Origin of the sequence: Acinetobacter lactucae, assembly GCF_001605885.1 — a bacterium.
GTDB lineage: Bacteria > Pseudomonadota > Gammaproteobacteria > Pseudomonadales > Moraxellaceae > Acinetobacter > Acinetobacter lactucae.
In genome coordinates this window covers 144,165-160,588 of sequence record NZ_LRPE01000013.1, presented here as the reverse complement: position 1 = coordinate 160,588, position 16,424 = coordinate 144,165, and the positions used below count along the sequence as shown (strand labels likewise).

17 protein-coding genes are annotated in these 16,424 nt (G+C 38.7%); 12 read left to right on the top strand and 5 right to left on the bottom strand.

The annotated features are described in order from the left end of the window. Nucleotides 1-99 precede the first annotated feature (99 nt). The gene (locus AWW73_RS07890; protein WP_062849325.1) at nucleotides 100-1,146 is read right to left on the bottom strand and encodes a hypothetical protein; all 1,047 of its coding nucleotides are present in this window, start codon (nucleotides 1,144-1,146) and stop codon (nucleotides 100-102) included. 16 nt (nucleotides 1,147-1,162) lie between these two features. After that, on the bottom strand, nucleotides 1,163-2,089 hold the full coding sequence (locus tag AWW73_RS07885) for an acyltransferase (RefSeq protein ID WP_062849324.1): 927 nt from the start codon (nucleotides 2,087-2,089) through the stop codon (nucleotides 1,163-1,165). A gap of 246 nt (nucleotides 2,090-2,335) precedes the next feature. Between AWW73_RS07885 and AWW73_RS07880 the strand changes: the two genes are divergently transcribed. The 10 genes from AWW73_RS07880 (at nucleotide 2,336) to AWW73_RS07835 (ending at nucleotide 12,339) form a co-directional block, all read left to right on the top strand. After that, nucleotides 2,336-2,989: a YiaD family glycine zipper/OmpA-like lipoprotein gene (locus AWW73_RS07880; protein ID WP_031947566.1), complete on the top strand. Its 654-nt coding sequence runs from the start codon at nucleotides 2,336-2,338 to the stop codon at nucleotides 2,987-2,989. Nucleotides 2,990-3,182: 193 nt separating this feature from the next. Further along, entirely contained in the window at nucleotides 3,183-5,222 is a 2,040-nt protein-coding gene (locus AWW73_RS07875) for a UvrD-helicase domain-containing protein (RefSeq protein WP_005070868.1), read from the top strand. Nucleotides 5,223-5,245: 23 nt separating this feature from the next. After that, nucleotides 5,246-5,698, top strand: coding sequence for a dUTP diphosphatase (dut, locus tag AWW73_RS07870; protein WP_016144530.1), 453 nt, complete (start codon nucleotides 5,246-5,248; stop codon nucleotides 5,696-5,698). Nucleotides 5,699-5,896: 198 nt separating this feature from the next. Next, nucleotides 5,897-7,315, top strand: a complete 1,419-nt coding sequence (locus AWW73_RS07865; RefSeq protein ID WP_062849323.1) for a phosphomannomutase/phosphoglucomutase — start codon at nucleotides 5,897-5,899, stop codon at nucleotides 7,313-7,315. A 15-nt stretch (nucleotides 7,316-7,330) separates the two neighbouring features. Further along, the gene (gene argB, locus AWW73_RS07860; RefSeq protein ID WP_002121716.1) at nucleotides 7,331-8,236 is read left to right on the top strand and encodes an acetylglutamate kinase; all 906 of its coding nucleotides are present in this window, start codon (nucleotides 7,331-7,333) and stop codon (nucleotides 8,234-8,236) included. A gap of 122 nt (nucleotides 8,237-8,358) precedes the next feature. Continuing rightward, entirely contained in the window at nucleotides 8,359-9,141 is a 783-nt protein-coding gene (locus tag AWW73_RS07855; protein WP_062849322.1) for a GNAT family N-acetyltransferase, read from the top strand. Nucleotides 9,142-9,248: 107 nt separating this feature from the next. After that, a complete protein-coding gene (locus tag AWW73_RS07850; RefSeq protein WP_062849321.1) occupies nucleotides 9,249-10,097 on the top strand; it encodes a class II glutamine amidotransferase in 849 nt (282 codons plus the stop codon). A 251-nt stretch (nucleotides 10,098-10,348) separates the two neighbouring features. Beyond that, nucleotides 10,349-10,804: a bacteriohemerythrin gene (locus AWW73_RS07845; protein ID WP_002121698.1), complete on the top strand. Its 456-nt coding sequence runs from the start codon at nucleotides 10,349-10,351 to the stop codon at nucleotides 10,802-10,804. Between the two features lie 153 nt (nucleotides 10,805-10,957). Next, nucleotides 10,958-12,025 carry a hypothetical protein gene (locus AWW73_RS07840; protein ID WP_155860458.1) on the top strand — a complete coding sequence of 356 codons (1,068 nt, stop codon included), beginning with the start codon at nucleotides 10,958-10,960 and terminating at the stop codon, nucleotides 12,023-12,025. Continuing rightward, a complete protein-coding gene (locus tag AWW73_RS07835) occupies nucleotides 12,025-12,339 on the top strand; it encodes an RnfH family protein (RefSeq protein ID WP_016144536.1) in 315 nt (104 codons plus the stop codon). Before AWW73_RS07840 ends, AWW73_RS07835 begins: the two co-directional genes overlap by 1 nt. A 64-nt stretch (nucleotides 12,340-12,403) precedes the next feature. Here AWW73_RS07835 and AWW73_RS07830 read toward each other — a convergent pair whose 3' ends face one another. Next, entirely contained in the window at nucleotides 12,404-12,802 is a 399-nt protein-coding gene (locus tag AWW73_RS07830; protein WP_002121740.1) for an outer membrane protein assembly factor BamE, read from the bottom strand. A gap of 111 nt (nucleotides 12,803-12,913) precedes the next feature. Here AWW73_RS07830 and fur point away from each other — a divergent pair, with 111 nt between their 5' ends. Continuing rightward, the gene (gene fur, locus AWW73_RS07825; protein WP_002121758.1) at nucleotides 12,914-13,351 is read left to right on the top strand and encodes a ferric iron uptake transcriptional regulator; all 438 of its coding nucleotides are present in this window, start codon (nucleotides 12,914-12,916) and stop codon (nucleotides 13,349-13,351) included. A gap of 69 nt (nucleotides 13,352-13,420) precedes the next feature. On the opposite strand, the gene AWW73_RS07820 is transcribed toward fur, so the two are convergent. Next, nucleotides 13,421-14,539, bottom strand: a complete 1,119-nt coding sequence (locus AWW73_RS07820; RefSeq protein ID WP_005803129.1) for a PilT/PilU family type 4a pilus ATPase — start codon at nucleotides 14,537-14,539, stop codon at nucleotides 13,421-13,423. A gap of 20 nt (nucleotides 14,540-14,559) precedes the next feature. Next, nucleotides 14,560-15,597 carry a type IV pilus twitching motility protein PilT gene (locus tag AWW73_RS07815; RefSeq protein ID WP_025470368.1) on the bottom strand — a complete coding sequence of 346 codons (1,038 nt, stop codon included), beginning with the start codon at nucleotides 15,595-15,597 and terminating at the stop codon, nucleotides 14,560-14,562. 126 nt (nucleotides 15,598-15,723) lie between these two features. Between AWW73_RS07815 and AWW73_RS07810 the strand changes: the two genes are divergently transcribed. Beyond that, entirely contained in the window at nucleotides 15,724-16,416 is a 693-nt protein-coding gene (locus tag AWW73_RS07810; RefSeq protein WP_062849319.1) for a YggS family pyridoxal phosphate-dependent enzyme, read from the top strand. Nucleotides 16,417-16,424 lie beyond the last annotated feature (8 nt).

Sequence of the window (16,424 nt, the reverse complement as noted above, 5' to 3'; positions counted from 1 at the left end):
AACGAGCTGTAATATCGTTAAGTTTATTGTAAATAGGGCAAATGCTAGAACAATTCGTGCCAATTCTCTAGCGTGATTCATAAAAAATTAAATAAATGCTTATTCTTTGATTCGATCATACTCCGCAAGGGTTTGTTGCCATTGTTTGACCTTGACTTGTTTACGTACAGACTCCAATGTCTCGAACACGACAGATTCAACCAATTGTTCAAGCTGACGATTATTAATATTTATTTCACTTACTCTTTGAGAAATTAATTGGTACGTGGGGTTTGGACTGTTTGGTGATCCCTCAATTAAAGGCTCAATTAAACCTGCACTAATATTTTCACCTAATCTTTGACCAATGCTTTGAATTTGCTGTTCAATACGACCGCCGACTAACGGAATTAAGCGTAATAATTGAGTTAGCTCAGGTGTATCAATAATAGCTTGATCTACAATTTTGCCCACACCTTTTGTAATAGCAGGCTTTTGTTCTTTTAAAGCAGTCGCTAAAGATTCTTGTAATAATGCGGTTAGAGCGACAGTAAATTGTTCACGATGATGATTAACCAAGTCGTGAATAATCTGTTTATGACTAGAACTGGTTTCAAGTTCATATCTAATGCCATCAATCACGGTAATTACAACGCGGTCAGATAATTCTTCCATTACGACGCGATAGTAAAATAGCCCAGTTTTCCGCCAACTTTCCGGAACAACTGGATAGCCCAACTCATGTAAACGGTAAGCAATAATCGCGGCGCGGAATAAACGTAAAAAACGGAGCTGGGGAATAATTGCTAAAATTTCATACCAGTGAATAAACGGGAAAAAGAACCAACGCTTATGGTGCTTATTGATGATTGCAATAGCCCAACGCACAAGCAACTCAACAATTAAAAAACCAATAAACCAAGCTTCTGATGTGATCACCCACGGATGCAGTGTAGTACGATAAAAACTGAGTACTTGGGGCAAGTGAATATGTTCAAAGAACCATGCCCCAATACTGCTCATTAAAAAGAAATTAGTAGCAAGACAGAACAGGTTAAAAATGATAATAAACACCATAAAAATGTCGTAGACCAAAAACAGCTTAAATGAAAGACTGTTTGGATCTACATGATGGTATTTGGTTTTTTTCCCAGAACTGTTTTGCATAATAACGAGTGCTTTCTTAAATATTTGCAGTGGTATATTGAGATTTCATTTGCTCAATAAGTTGATCTTTTTCGGTCCAAATGTCATGGACCCATTGCTGAAAACGTTCACGATAAGCCGCGTCATCTTCATAGTTGCCGCCAAGCACCCAGTCTGGAATTTCAATTTTACGTAAGTTGACTGCAATTTTTGAAACATCGCCAAGCCAGAAGTTGCTATAGCCCGGTACGCCGTCAGGATAGACGATAGTCATATCAACCAAAGCATCGATTTTGTCACCCAAGATATTTAATGCAAGTGCCAAGCCGCCTGCTTTGGGTTTTAGCAAATGCTTATATGGCGATTTTTGCTGGTCATGTTTTTCTTGAGTAAAACGAGTTCCTTCCAAATAATTTAATAATGTGAAGGGCTGACTTAAAAGTTGTTCACAGGCTTTACGTGCTTCCATCATGTCACGGTCTTTAAGCTCAGGATTTTTTGCAATCTGTTCTTTAGTGTGACGTTTCATCATTGGGAAGCCTAAAATTTTAAATGCTTGTCCAACAAAAGGAATAAAGATGAGTTCCCATTTGGTAAAGAAACGGGTAAGGGGCATACGGGTTAAACCAAAATATTGATTTACAGTCGTGTCTACCCAACTTTGATGATTACAGGTCATGAGATAACGACCTTGCATATTCAGAACAAGTCCTTCATCAATGGTAATGTCCCATTTTAAATTGGGTAGAACATGGTCAATGAGCCAATTATTTACCCCTAACCAGCTATTTGTAATTTGAATATTAGTTTCATCTATTTTTGATGATTTTTTTAATAGCTTGGTCAGACCTAATGCAAGAACAGGTGGGCCATGAAAAAAAGTACTTCCTGTGATGACTGTACCTACAGTGAGTCCACGTGTAATTTTTTTTAGCGCAGATTGCTTATTGGGTGCAGTTGACATATAAAAGACCCCGAATGTCTAAAATCCATAGAAAAGTTGTTTAACTATAACTATCGTAATATGAAATACAACGACATCTTAGACAACAATGAAGAAATTGTGATGAGCTAGCATCTTAAAGTGCATCAAAATATTACAAAAACATAACTAAACTGTTTATTATTAACAAAATATCAATGTTTTATACTTCCTTTTTGTTTCATTATTCATCCAGACAACAAAACACACAAAGTGAGGAGGCATGCAATGCGTGCATTAGTTATTTCAACAGTGGTAGGGGCAGCAGTAGTATTATCTGGTTGTCAAACAACTGGTAATAATCTTGGTGGCGTTGAATACGATAAAGCCGCACTAGGTACTTTAATTGGTGCAGCAGCTGGTTATGGTATTTCTAAGTCAAATGCAAACTCTAGCCGTCAAAACAACCGTGCTGCAGCAATTGGTGCAGTTCTTGGTGCCGCTGGTGGTGTCTATCTTGACCAGAAAGAGAAAAAACTTCGTCAACAAATGGCGGGTACTGGTGTAGACGTTGGTCGTAACCCAGATGGTTCTGTTCAATTGATCATGCCTGGTAGCATCACTTTTGATACAAACAAATCAAACATCAAGCCAAACTTCTATGCAACTTTAGACAAAGTAGCTCAAACATTGGCTGAAGATAACAAGAGCGCGATTTTGGTAACTGGTTATACAGATAACACTGGTAATGACTCTATCAATATTCCGTTATCTCAATCACGTGCACAATCAGTTAAAAACTATTTAGCTGGTCGCGGTGTTCCATCTAGCCGTATCGATGCACAAGGTTACGGTTCTTCTAACCCGATCGCAGACAACTCAACTGCATCTGGCCGTGAACAAAACCGCCGTGTAGAAATCAGCATTTATGCAAAACAATAAGATTTAAATTATTGTGTTAAAAACCACCTTCGGGTGGTTTTTTTATGACTGCAGTACAAGAAATAATCACGACATTCTGCGGCGCACAAATTGCATTATTAGACATCATTTATACATATCCGTAGATTTACTATTGGGTTTCTAAAACAGAGATGACTATAATCATGCTCGAAAAATTAAGAGGTAATACACGATGTCATCTGCCAGTCAATTGAACAACAAGCAAGAAGAAGCCATGAAATATACTCAGGGCCCTTTATTGGTGCTTGCTGGCGCTGGTTCAGGTAAAACATCGGTAATTACCCGTAAAATTGCCTATTTGGTGCAACATTGCCGTATTCCAGCGCATCGTATAACTGCGATGACCTTCACAAACAAAGCTGCACGTGAGATGAAAGAGCGTGTGACCAAGCTTTTGTCGCGTGAAGAAGCTAAAGGTTTATCCGTCTCAACCTTCCATACTTTCGGTTTAAACCTTTTACGTTTAGAACTTAAAAATTTACCTTTAAAAGCTAATTTTTCGATTTTGGATGCAGATGACTGTAAACGTATTTTGATGGACTTGATGCATCGCGATAATTTATCGGGTGCAGAAAGTAAAGAATTAATTGCTAAAGCAATGAAGAAAATTTCAGATTGGAAAAATGATCTGATTTTGCCAGAACAAGCACATTCGACTTGTGAAACACCAGAAGACGTACAGTTTGCACATCTCTATCAACTTTATGAACGTAATTTACGTGCTTATAACGCCGTTGATTTTGATGACTTGATTGTTATGCCAACACGCTTATTGCAAGAAAATGCAGAAGTACGTGATAAGTGGCAAAACCGCGTACGTTATTTATTAGTCGATGAATATCAAGATACCAACACGGCTCAGTATATTCTGGTCAAACTGTTAGTTGGAGTAATGGGGCAGTTCACCGCGGTAGGTGACGATGACCAATCGATCTACGCATGGCGTGGTGCTAAGCCTGAAAACATGGCATTGCTTAAACAGGATTTCCCTAATCTACATATCATTAAATTAGAACAAAATTATCGTTCGACCAGCCGTATTTTAAAAGCTGCTAACTGTGTGATTCAAAATAACCCACATATTTTTGATAAGAAATTGTGGAGTGATAAAGGGCATGGTGAAGTCATCCGAATCATTACATGTCGTAATGATGACGATGAAGCAGAGCGCGTGGTTAAAGACCTACTGACTCATAAACTGATGAACGGTAAGAACTGGAAAGATTATGCGGTGTTGTATCGCGGGAACTTTCAGGCTCGTGTATTAGAAACCCAGCTTCGCCAAATGCAAATTCCCTATAAACTTTCTGGCGGCACATCGTTCTTCGCGCGTGCAGAAATTAAAGATGTGATGAGTTATTTACGTCTTATTATTAACCCTGAAGATGACAGTGCTTTCTTACGTATTATTAATACGCCTAAACGCGCAATTGGCCCTGTTACTCTAGAGAAGCTCGGTTTATTTTCTCAAGAAAACAATTTGTCTTTACTTGGTGCTTCTGCTGACCAGCGTTTAAGCATGGTGCTTCCTAAAAAGGCGGAAACACAGCTTCATGAGTTTGCCGATTTTATTGCGACATTTACTCGTGAATTGTTAGAAGATGATGAGCCTGTGCCTAAAGTTCGTCAAATGATGAATGAAGCGGGTTATATGGATTACGTTCGCGAACAGTCAGCAACACCTGCACAAGAGAAAAGTAAACTCGATAATATCGAGAACTTATTTACCAGTATTCAAAATCTGATTAATCGTGCAGAAGATGTTGATGAAAAGAATATTGAAAGTGTCATCCGAAAACTAGTTTTGCTCGATCTGTTAGAACAGCAGCAGGAAGAAGAAGATACAGACAAAGTTAACCTTCTTACTTTGCATGCAGCAAAAGGTCTGGAATTCCCATATGTGTACATTATGGGACTTGAAGAAGAACTATTGCCTCACAAGAACTCGATTGCAGCAGAAACCATTGAGGAAGAGCGCCGTCTCATGTACGTGGGAATTACCCGTGCACGTCAAGGTTTAACGTTAACTTTAGCGGAACAGCGCAAAAATGGCGGGCAGATGAAACAGATGACGCCTAGTCGTTTCCTTGATGAACTTCCACAAGACGAGCTCGAGTGGTTAGGGCGTAAAAAGAAAATTGCGGCTAATGTTGACCCTAAAGAACAGGCTCAACAATATCTGGCAAATTTAAAAGCTTTATTAAAGCGTTAATTTTTTAATTTTTAGGAAATCCCATGAAAGTTCAAGTGAAATTGCTCGATCCGCGTTTAGGTAAAGAATGGCCTTTACCTTCATATGCAACAGCAGGTTCAGCGGGTTTAGATTTACGTGCCTGTTTAGATGAAGCAATTGATATTGAACCAGGCCAAACTGTTTTAGTTAAAACAGGTATGGCAATTTATATTCATGATGTAAATTTTGCTGGTTTAATTTTACCGCGTTCAGGTTTAGGTCATAAACACGGTATCGTGCTTGGCAACTTAGTTGGTTTGATTGATTCGGATTATCAAGGTGAATTGATGGTTTCTGTTTGGAACCGTGGTCAAAGCACATTCCGTTTAGAGCCGGGCGAGCGTTTGGCACAGTATGTTTTAGTGCCAGTTGTACAAGCTGAATTTGAACAAGTAGAAGAATTTGAAGAAACTTTACGTGGTGCTGGTGGATTTGGACACACAGGTAAACAATAAGTTTTTTGAAATCTTAACGAAAATCAAACGCCTGTTGAACAGGCGTTTCTTTTTACATCTTGAATGTTACAAAGGATTATATTACAACACGCTTTACTCATATTCTTTTAACTTTTTTAGCAAACAAACCTTTCAAAAATTTTGAATAATCTATGTTTTTGCGATAGATCGAATTGATCTTTAAATAGAAGATACGCTATGAATGTAAGACACTCATTTCCAAAAAGTATTTTTCGTGCTTACGATATTAGAGGCAAACTTTCTTACTTAACCACGGACGTTGTCCGTTCAATTGCCTACGGATTGGCACAACAATACAAACAAGCAAAACAAACTCGATTAGTGATTGGCTATGATGCTCGTCTGACAAGTCCAGCCTATGCACACTTAATTGAAGAAATTTTAATAGAACAAGGTTTAAAAGTTACTAACATTGGATGCTGTTCCTCACCCATGATGTACTACATTGCCCGAGATTTTGGTGGTAATGGCATTATGGTGACTGCAAGCCATAATCCAAAATCGGATAATGGTATTAAGTGGATTTTAAAAGGTGAACCGCCGTCTCCGGAAATGATTCAGCAGGTAGGTGAAGAAGCTCAAACTTATGTACCATCTCATGCAATTTCTGTACTTGAGTTAATCCTACCTCAATTTAAAGCTGAATTTTGTCAGCAATACCAACAAGCTATTTTTAAAGATATTCAATTAAAACGTCCTTTAAAAGTTGTTTTAGATGGTTTGCATGGTTCAGCAGGGCATTGCTCAAAACTAATCTTGGAAAAAATGGGGTGTGAAGTCATTGCTTTACGTACCAATCCAAATGGAGATTTTCCAGATCATGCGCCAGATCCGTCACATGCAGCACATTTAACTAATTTGCGTAAAGCAATCATTGAGCAGCAAGCGGATATTGGCATTGCTCTTGATGGCGATGGAGACCGTGTTGTTCTCGTCGATGAAAAAGCACAGATATTGACAGCAGACCGCTTATTGTCGCTTTTTGCGCAAATGTGCCTTGAGCAGCACCCAGAGCAAGAAATTGTTTTTGATGTCAAATGTTCACGTATGGTTCAAGAGACTGTCGAGAAACTCGGTGGAAAAGCAAAGATGATCCGCACGGGAAGTAGCTTCCTACGGGCTTATTTGTCTCAGTCGGGCGGACGTGCCATTTTTGGTGGAGAATATGCGGGTCATTATGTGTTTAATGATGGCCGTGGTTTTGGCTATGACGATGGTTTATATGCTGCATTACGAGTAATGGAGTATTTTACCCAATCTGATGCCGCTACAATTTCTGAATTATTTGCTCCATACCCAGAAAGATGTTGTACAGAAGATACCTATATTGGTACGTATCAGTCTGATCCAAAGTATGTATTACAAGATATTGAAATTTTAAGTCATCGCTTAGGGGCACGTATTAGTAAAATTGATGGCGTACGTCTTGATTTTGATGATGGTTTTGGCATTATTCGAGCATCAAATACTGGTGAATACTTTACAGTAAGATTTGATGCAGATAATCCTTTACGATTAAAGGAAATCCAGCAAAAATTTGTAGATATGTTGCAAGAACACTATCCGCAAATTGCACAAGAACTTTCAGAGGCCTAACTAAGGAGAGGCGTAATGCCACAACATCAGCATATCGGTGTCGACAAAGCAAAAATCTTGATTGAAGCTTTGCCGTATATTCAACGTTTTACTGGTAAAACGCTGGTGGTGAAATACGGTGGCAACGCAATGACTGATCCGGAGCTCGAGAGTTCATTTGCTCGAGACATCGTTTTACTTAAAACTGTAGGATTAAATCCGATTGTTGTTCACGGTGGTGGGCCACAAGTGGACTCATTCTTAAAGCAGTTAGGCCGTGAATCTGACCGTATTGACGGTATGCGTGTAACTGACGCTGCAACCATGGAAGTGGTTGAAATGGTGTTGGGCGGTAGCGTAAATAAATCAATCGTTAATCTGATTAATAAACACGGTGGACGTGCGATTGGCTTAACGGGTAAAGATGGTAATTTACTTCGTGCCCGTAAATTGCTTATGGAAAAGCAAGAAGAAGATGGTTCTATCAAACATATCGACTTGGGTATGGTTGGTGAAGTGACTGGCGTTAAAACAGATGTATTGGAAATGTTTACCCAAAGTGACTTTATTCCAGTGATTGCGCCACTAGGTGTAGATGAAGAAGGCAATACTTATAATATTAATGCTGATTTAGTTGCAGGCAAGGTTGCAGAAGCACTAGGTGCTGAAAAATTAATTTTGCTCACGAATATTAGTGGTGTGCTTGATGAAAATAAAAATCTTTTAACTGGTCTTACGACGCAAGAAGTTGATCGCCTCATTGAAACTGGTGTGATCTATGGCGGTATGATTCCTAAAGTAGGCTGTGCGCTTGACGCTGTTAAAGGTGGCGTTGTGAGCGCACATATTGTTGATGGTCGTGTGCCACATGCCACATTACTTGAAATCTTCACTGATCATGGCGTGGGAACACTGATTTCTAACCGTACTAAAACAGCTTAAGAAATCCGTTATTCTCAATAAAAAGATCACCCTAGGTGGTCTTTTTTTATACCATCTTGATTTGGTCATTTTTTTGTCATGAGCTTTGACTAGTGTAGGGGGTGTCACTAGGAGCGTTCATTATGCTGGAAAAATTTAATCAATATCGCCAAACCTGGACTTTACCTTTAAATCGTCATAAAGCAATAAATCAGACGCAATTTCGTTTTGAATGGGTTGATAATTTAAAAGAATTACAAGATGTACAACGGTTTCGTGCACAACAATTTAGCCAACAATTCGGAATCAAGTTTGAAGATAACTTAGACCAAGATATTTACGATTTTGGTTGTGAACATGCGGTCTTGCGTGAAAAGTGGACTGGAGAAATCGTAGCGTATACTCGTTTAAAATTATTCCAAGGCCACGAAATTGCACAAAGTTACAGTGCACATGAGTTTGATATTGTTCCTCAATTATCTCATCTTCCAAATGTGTTAGAAATAGGCCGTACTTGTGTACATCCTCGCTTTCGTAATGGTAAGGCGTTGTCGATGCTGTGGTTAAACCTTGCACCGAAAGTGCTATGGTCAATGCGCGCTAAATATTTAATGGGCTGTGTCAGTATTCATTTGCAAGATAATTTAGCTAGAGCGTATTACACACATCGCCAGATTCAACAGTTATCTGAAAGCAAAACGATCGATATCCGTTCGAAAAAAATCTATGAACCTGAATATCCTGAGTTTAGTTTTCCGCAAGATGAACGTATGCCAAAGCTATTCCAAATGTATTTGAGCATGCAGTCAAAATTATCGAAACAGGCATTTTTTGATGAAGAATTTAACTGTTTAGATTATTTTGTATTTCTTGAAGTGAATAAAGTCGCGACCTCATTTGTAATGAATAAAATGGGGCAGCGTTAATCATATTTCCTATTTTGTAATAGCCAGCACATATTGAGATTTGCAAGCACTTTTACTCTCATGCACAATAGAGCAGATGGGGTAATTAGAAGTAGTTTAAAAGCGATATGTGCCAGCTATTAGGAATGAATTGTGCAACACCAACGGATATTACTTTTTCCTTCCGTGGTTTTTCACAACGTGCAGGAATTACCTCAGACCATAGCGATGGATTTGGTATCGCATTTTTCGAAGATAAAGCGTGCCGTTTATTTGTTGATAATCAGTCGGCAGTTGAATCTCCAATTGCCGATCTTATTCGTAATTATCCTATTAAATCACGTAACGTGATTGCACATATTCGCAAAGCTACTCAAGGCAAAATCACTTTAGAAAATTCACATCCCTTTATTCGAGAGTTGTGGGGGCGACACTGGATTTTTGCTCATAATGGCGATTTACATGATTTTAATCCGCCGTTAAGTGGACGTTTCACACCAGTAGGCAATACCGATAGCGAGCGGGCATTTTGTTATTTGCTTGATCAACTTGTTGAAGCATTTGGTTATGAAGAACCAAGTCTTGAACAGATATTTGAAGTATTAGAAAAGATTTCTCCACAAATTGCGGAATACGGCACATTTAATTATTGTCTATCTAATGGCAAAGCATTATTTAGTTATGCCATTACTAAATTACATTGGCTCGTTCGTGAATATCCATTTAATCAGGCTCATTTAATTGACTTAGATGTCGAAGTTGATTTTAGCCAAGTAACCACACCTGAAGATCGTGTGGCAGTTATAACGACTGAACCTTTAACACATAATGAAAATTGGACAGCATATCAACCTGGTGAAATGATTTTATTTCAACATGGTAAACCAATTAAAAAAGCTCTAACTTTTGTAGAAAGATTAAAATGCGAACAGGAAAATCCTGAACTTAAACGTATTACACGTGCTGATCAGTATTAATATAAAATATATTTGAAATATATGAATAAGGATATTTATATATTTTAATCATTTAATAATAAAATAGTTTGTTTAAAAAATACTTTATTATTTTAGTTGGTTAATTTTAATTAAAATATATAAAAACAATAACTTGTGTTAAATATGTTTTTTATAGGCTAAAGCCGACAAAATAGGTTTGTTTTTATTTATATTCTTTAAATATATCATGGAGTTTATGCAACAATCATTAAGCATCATTGGGGAGATGTATGAAAATGAAATGGGCTTCAGAATATAATACGGGTATTGATGTTATTGATGAGCAACATAAACGAATACTTGATTATATTAATGAGATTGATGATGTAAAAGATGAAGAGGATAGACGTCGTATTAAAGATGTTTTAGACAATATTATCGATTATACGCAATCACATTTTACTTTCGAAGAAAGTTTGCAGGAGGAAGCTGATTATAAATATCGTGTACCTCATAAACGAGTACATGACTTATTTATTAAAAAAATAGAGTTATATCGTGAGCGTTTTGAAATGGGCCATACGATTGAAGCGGAATTACAAGAAATTTTGGCTAAATGGTTAATTAACCATATTCAACATGATGATGCCGATTATGTGGGGGCAGTAAAAGAAAATATGATGGGAATTATTAGAGAAAAAGAAAAAAAGAAAGGGAAAAACTGGTTTGCTCGGTTTTTCTCATAACCTGAAATAAAAATAACTCATAATTTCAGTTAGCGCGGCAAACTATCGATTCGGTAGTTTGCTTTTTTTATTGAGCAAACTTTGATTTTCAAGCATGACACGGGCAAAATATCTATAGTCTTTTTCAAGGAATGCATAATGCAGGACATACCTATGTCACGATGGTTATCGCCCCTGATGGCGTTTTGCTTATCTTTCATCATTATGGCGACATTGGCACCCACGATGGGCATCCAGATTGATCGTCAACTCGATTTCTGGTTATTGTGGTTAGGCACAATGTTGCTATTGGCACTACCAGTTTGTTATTTGGAAATTGCTTTAGCAAAACGGTCGAAGACTACAGCCTTAAATGCGTTATCAAGTTTAACTCGTGAAGCAGATAGTTCCCCAAAATGGCGTTTGGTTGGCTGGCTTGCAGTTATTTTTATTCCATTTTTAGCAGGTAATGTATTAAGTACCGCTGGCAATTTACTAGCTACACAACTTAATAATAGCGTTTCTGGGCAGCTTGTTTTCGCAGGTCTTGCTGTTGTGGGCTTAATTTTATCCTTTATTCCACGTCAGATTTTAATTTTATTGATGACGGTTGGTGTAATTGCTTCTCTTGTTTTAGCTAACACAATGGGAACGACTTTACAGCCTTGGCATTGGACCAATGTTGAGTTTAAAGAATGGGGTAATGCGACTGTACTTGCACTTGTTGCGAGTGGGCTAGGTTTAGGACTTTACTGGCAAAATAGTGTAGGTGCTGTTCAGTCGCAAGAAGGTGCAACTAAAACTGTTCTTCCAATCTGGTTAGCTCAGCTCATTGCTGTGATTGCCTTTGGTTTCTTTTCTTTGCAAGCACAGCTTCCTGTTTTAACTTGGATATTTACCGCAGTCATGACAACAGCGTTATTTGTGCAATTGGCTAGAGAGCAGCTTGCTCAGCGCCAGCTTATGCCTATTTTACAGTGGGTGATTATTGTTGTAGCGATTGCGGTTTGGGCTGTACCTGAGCTCCATAGTATCTTTACGTTAATTTTGATGCTTTGGGGATTACTCATTTGCCTGATCTATGCCATTTTTGCTGGCTGGATTATGAAAATTAGCCACTTGCGTAAATCTATGAATTTTAGCAATGAGTTGTTTTATAACTTATGGCGTATTGCGGTACGAATTGTATTACCGCTTTCAATTATCATTGCCATGGTTGCGGTAATTGGACAAATGATCTGATGGAAAAACCTCAGCAAGTGTGGGTTGCTTTTGCAGCCCCAGAGCAACAGTTTTTAGTTGCTATTCCATTTGAAGCTGGTATGACTGCATTACAAGCAGTTGAGGCGAGTGGGTTGCAAACACAGGTGAGTTTGCCTGAGCCATTACAACTTGGCATCTTTGGTGCAAAAGTTGAGGCACATGCGATTTTGCAAGCGGGTGATCGAGTTGAGGTTTATCGACCTTTAACCATTAATCCTAAAGATATACGCCGTAAACGCGCCGAGAAAAACCCTGTGGGACGATATATTAAAAGTAATCGCTTTAAGCAATAAGCCCCATAAACAAAACCCCTCAAAGTTTTTCACTTGAGGGGTTTATTTTTATTAGAAAAAACGATTATAGTGGTGGTGCAGTTAAAATCGCTTCTTTAGAAGCAGGTAAACCTGGTTGCGATTCTGGAATAGTTTCTAAACCTTCAATTTTAGTTACTGTGCCAGTTCCATCAAAGTAAATTTTTAAATGCTGACCATGTGCTGCGGGGATTTTTGCTTTTTTCGCATAAGTTCCCGGGATATAGTTGTAAATGTAGTCCCAACGTAGAGGATTGAGGGGATCAGTCACAGTTGGACTACCAAGTAAAAAACGCACTTGCTGGAAATTCATGCCGACCTGTACTTGAGAGGCTTGAGCTTTGGTCAATGGAGTCCCTTGAGGAATATCAACCTTATATACACCAAAGATTGAACAACCAGCAAGGAGTGAAGTGACTAATAACGTCAGCACGAGTTTTTGCATTTTGCTACACTATCCCAATAAATTATGATGCATTTGATCAAAGGATAGATCATACTTCATCTAAATTCTATTGCCTATTCCAACTTGAGATTTGTTGAGAGACCTTTTTTCATGCCTATTTCCAATCAAGATTTGCGCAAAGCTGGACTTAAAGTTACCCTTCCACGAATTAAGATTTTGGAATTATTAGAAAATTCAAAACAACATCATCTTAGCGCTGAAGATATTTACAAGACTTTGTTAGAACAAGGGGAAGATGTCGGCCTTGCGACAGTTTACCGTGTGTTAACACAATTTGAAGCTGCAGGTATCATTCAGCGCCACCATTTCGAAAATAATCATTCTGTTTTCGAAATTATGCAAGAAGATCATCACGATCATTTGGTTTGCCATAATTGCAACAAAGTTATTGAATTTACTAATGATGTTATCGAGAAGGAACAGCATGCTGTAGCAGAGCAACATGGGTTTACCTTAACGGGTCACTCATTAAACCTCTACGGTTACTGTAACGAACCTGAATGTCAGGAAGTACTGCGCAAGAAATAATCGTTTTCACACAAAGAAAACAAATAAAAAAGGAAGGTTACGTTTAACCTTCCTTTTTTTATGAAGAAATTACTGTCTGTCGAAGGTTAAATGCTGATTTGTGCCTGCAATTTGATCAGGACCTTCTTCGGCAAGCTTAATTGTTAAACGTAAATCGTTTGGTGAATCGGCATGTTTTAATGCATCTTTGTAGGTAATTTGGCCTGACTTATAAAGATCAAACAGCGCTTGGTCAAAAGTTTGCATACCGAGTTCACGTGAGCGTTTCATTAAATCTTTAATTTCATGAATTTCGCCTTTACGAATATAGTCTGAAATTAATGGTGAGTTAATGAGAATCTCAATCGCTGCACGGCGCGAATTACCATCAGGTGTTGGAATAAGTTGCTGTGCAATCATGGCCTTTAAGTTAAGTGATAGGTCCATGTAGAGCTGGCTGTGACGATCACTTTCAAAGAAGTGAATAATACGATCAAGTGCTTGGTTAGCGTTGTTGGCGTGCATTGTGGCTAATACAAGGTGACCTGTTTCAGCAAAGCCAATTGCGTAGTCCATTACTTCACGAGAACGAATCTCACCAATCAAGATTACATCGGGTGCTTGTCGCAAAGTATTCTTTAAGGCAATTTCGAATGAGTCTGTATCGATCCCGACTTCACGTTGGGTAATAATGCAGCCAGCGTGTTCATGAATAAACTCGATAGGGTCTTCAATGGTAATGATGTGACCTTTAGAGTTATGGTTCCGATAGCTAATCATTGAAGCCAATGAGGTCGATTTACCTGTACCTGTTGCGCCTACAAAAATAATGATACCGCGTTTGGTCATCGATAAATCTTTAAGTACAGGCGGTAGTTGTAAGTCATCAATTGAAGGAATTTTAGTTTCAATTCGACGTAATACCATGCCCGGCATGTCACGTTGCTGAAAAGCACTTACACGAAAACGGGCAGATTTATCTCGGTTCATAATGGCAAAGTTACATTCACGAGTCTCAGCAAATTCTTTGCGTTGTTTTTCACTCATGATGGAATGTAACAGTTGACCAATAATTTCGCCTGAAAGACTATTTTTTGAAATTGGAACAATTTGCCCGTTAATCTTCATCGATGGTGCAACGCCATCTGTAATAAAGAGGTCGGATGATTTTTTTTCAACCATCAGGTTGAGTAGGTCATTAAAATCCATATTTATTCTCTAATTATTTTTTATAGGAATGATTCAGGCTGTTTAGCAGCAGTACGAGCCGTTTGCGGGCTGATTACACCGCGAGCGACTAAACCTTTTAAGCTTTGGTCGAGGGTGGTCATGCCATGATTTGCGCCTGTCTGAATAGCTGAGTACATTTGCGCGACTTTGTTTTCACGAATTAAGTTACGAATGGCAGGAATACCAATCATGATTTCATGAGCTGCGACACGGCCACCGCCATTCTTTTTAAGCAAGGTTTGTGAAATAACAGCCTGTAAAGATTCAGACAGCATGGCACGAACCATGTCTTTTTCTTCGGCTGGGAATACGTCAATCACACGGTCAATGGTTTTTGCAGCAGAAGTGGTATGGAGCGTACCAAACACTAAATGGCCTGTTTCGGCAGCAGTAAGCGCTAAACGAATAGTCTCAAGGTCACGCATCTCACCGACCAAAATAATATCTGGGTCTTCACGCAGTGCTGAACGTAGCGCTTCATTAAAGCCATGTGTATCACGGTGTACTTCACGTTGGTTAATCAGGCATTTCTTTGACTGATGTACAAATTCGATAGGGTCTTCAACTGTTAAAATATGGTCATAACGGTTTTCATTAATATAGTCCATCATCGCTGCAAGTGTGGTCGATTTACCTGAACCTGTTGGACCTGTCACCAGTACAATGCCGCGTGGATAGTCACAAATATCTTTAAAGATTTGACCTAGGCCTAAATCTTCCATGGTGAGTACTTTGGAAGGAATAGTACGAAACACTGCACCGGCACCACGGTTTTGGTTAAATGCGTTAACACGGAAACGTGCAACGTTGGGTACTTCAAAAGAAAAGTCGGTTTCGAGTTTTTCTTCGTAGTCACGACGCTGTTTATCATTCATGATGTCGTAGACCAGACGGTGAACATCTTTATGATCTAGAGCAGGTAAGTTAATGCGACGGACCTCACCATCAACGCGAATCATTGGTGGCATGCCAGCAGACAAATGTAAATCGGACGCGCCATTTTTCACAGAGAAGGCGAGTAGCTCTGTAATATCCATAATTTCCCCAAGTAAATCAAAATATGTCATTATTTTGTAGAATAATATACGGCTTTCACCGAGGCTTACCAACACCTCGCTTTAGGTGAAAAGCAAAAAAGTTTTTTGAAAATGAGAACCTTGTCAATGAATTACCTGCAAGATGCGCGACAGCACGTATTACAGCAAATCAAAGTTGCTTGTGAGAATGCTCAACGTGCGCCTGAAACCGTACAACTTTTAGCCGTATCGAAAACACATCCAAGTGAAAGTTTGCGTGAAATGTATGCAGCAGGGCAAAGAGCATTTGGCGAAAACTATTTGCAAGAAGCTTTAGATAAAATTGAAGCTTTACAGGATTTGGAAATTGAATGGCATTTTATTGGTCATGTTCAACGTAATAAGACTAAACATTTGGCTGAGAAATTTGATTGGGTACATGGTGTAGATCGTTTAATTATTGCCGAGCGGCTATCTAACCAACGTGGCGATGATCAACCTGCTCTGAATATTTGTTTGCAAGTGAATATTGATGGGCAAGACAGTAAAGATGGTTGTGCACCAGATGAAGTTACCGAGCTGGTTGCCCAAATGAGTCAATTACCAAAAATCAAATTACGCGGTTTAATGGTTATTCCAGCCCCTGACAATACTGCCGCTTTTGCAGATGCTAAAGCCTTGTTTGATGCGGTGAAAGAAAAGCATGCCCACCCAGAAGATTGGGATACTTTAAGTATGGGAATGTCGAGTGATTTAGAAGCTGCAATTGCAGCTGGTTCAACGATGGTTCGTGTAGGAACGGCATTGTTTGGTGCTAGAGACTATTCGCAAAAAGGTTGATGTAAGCT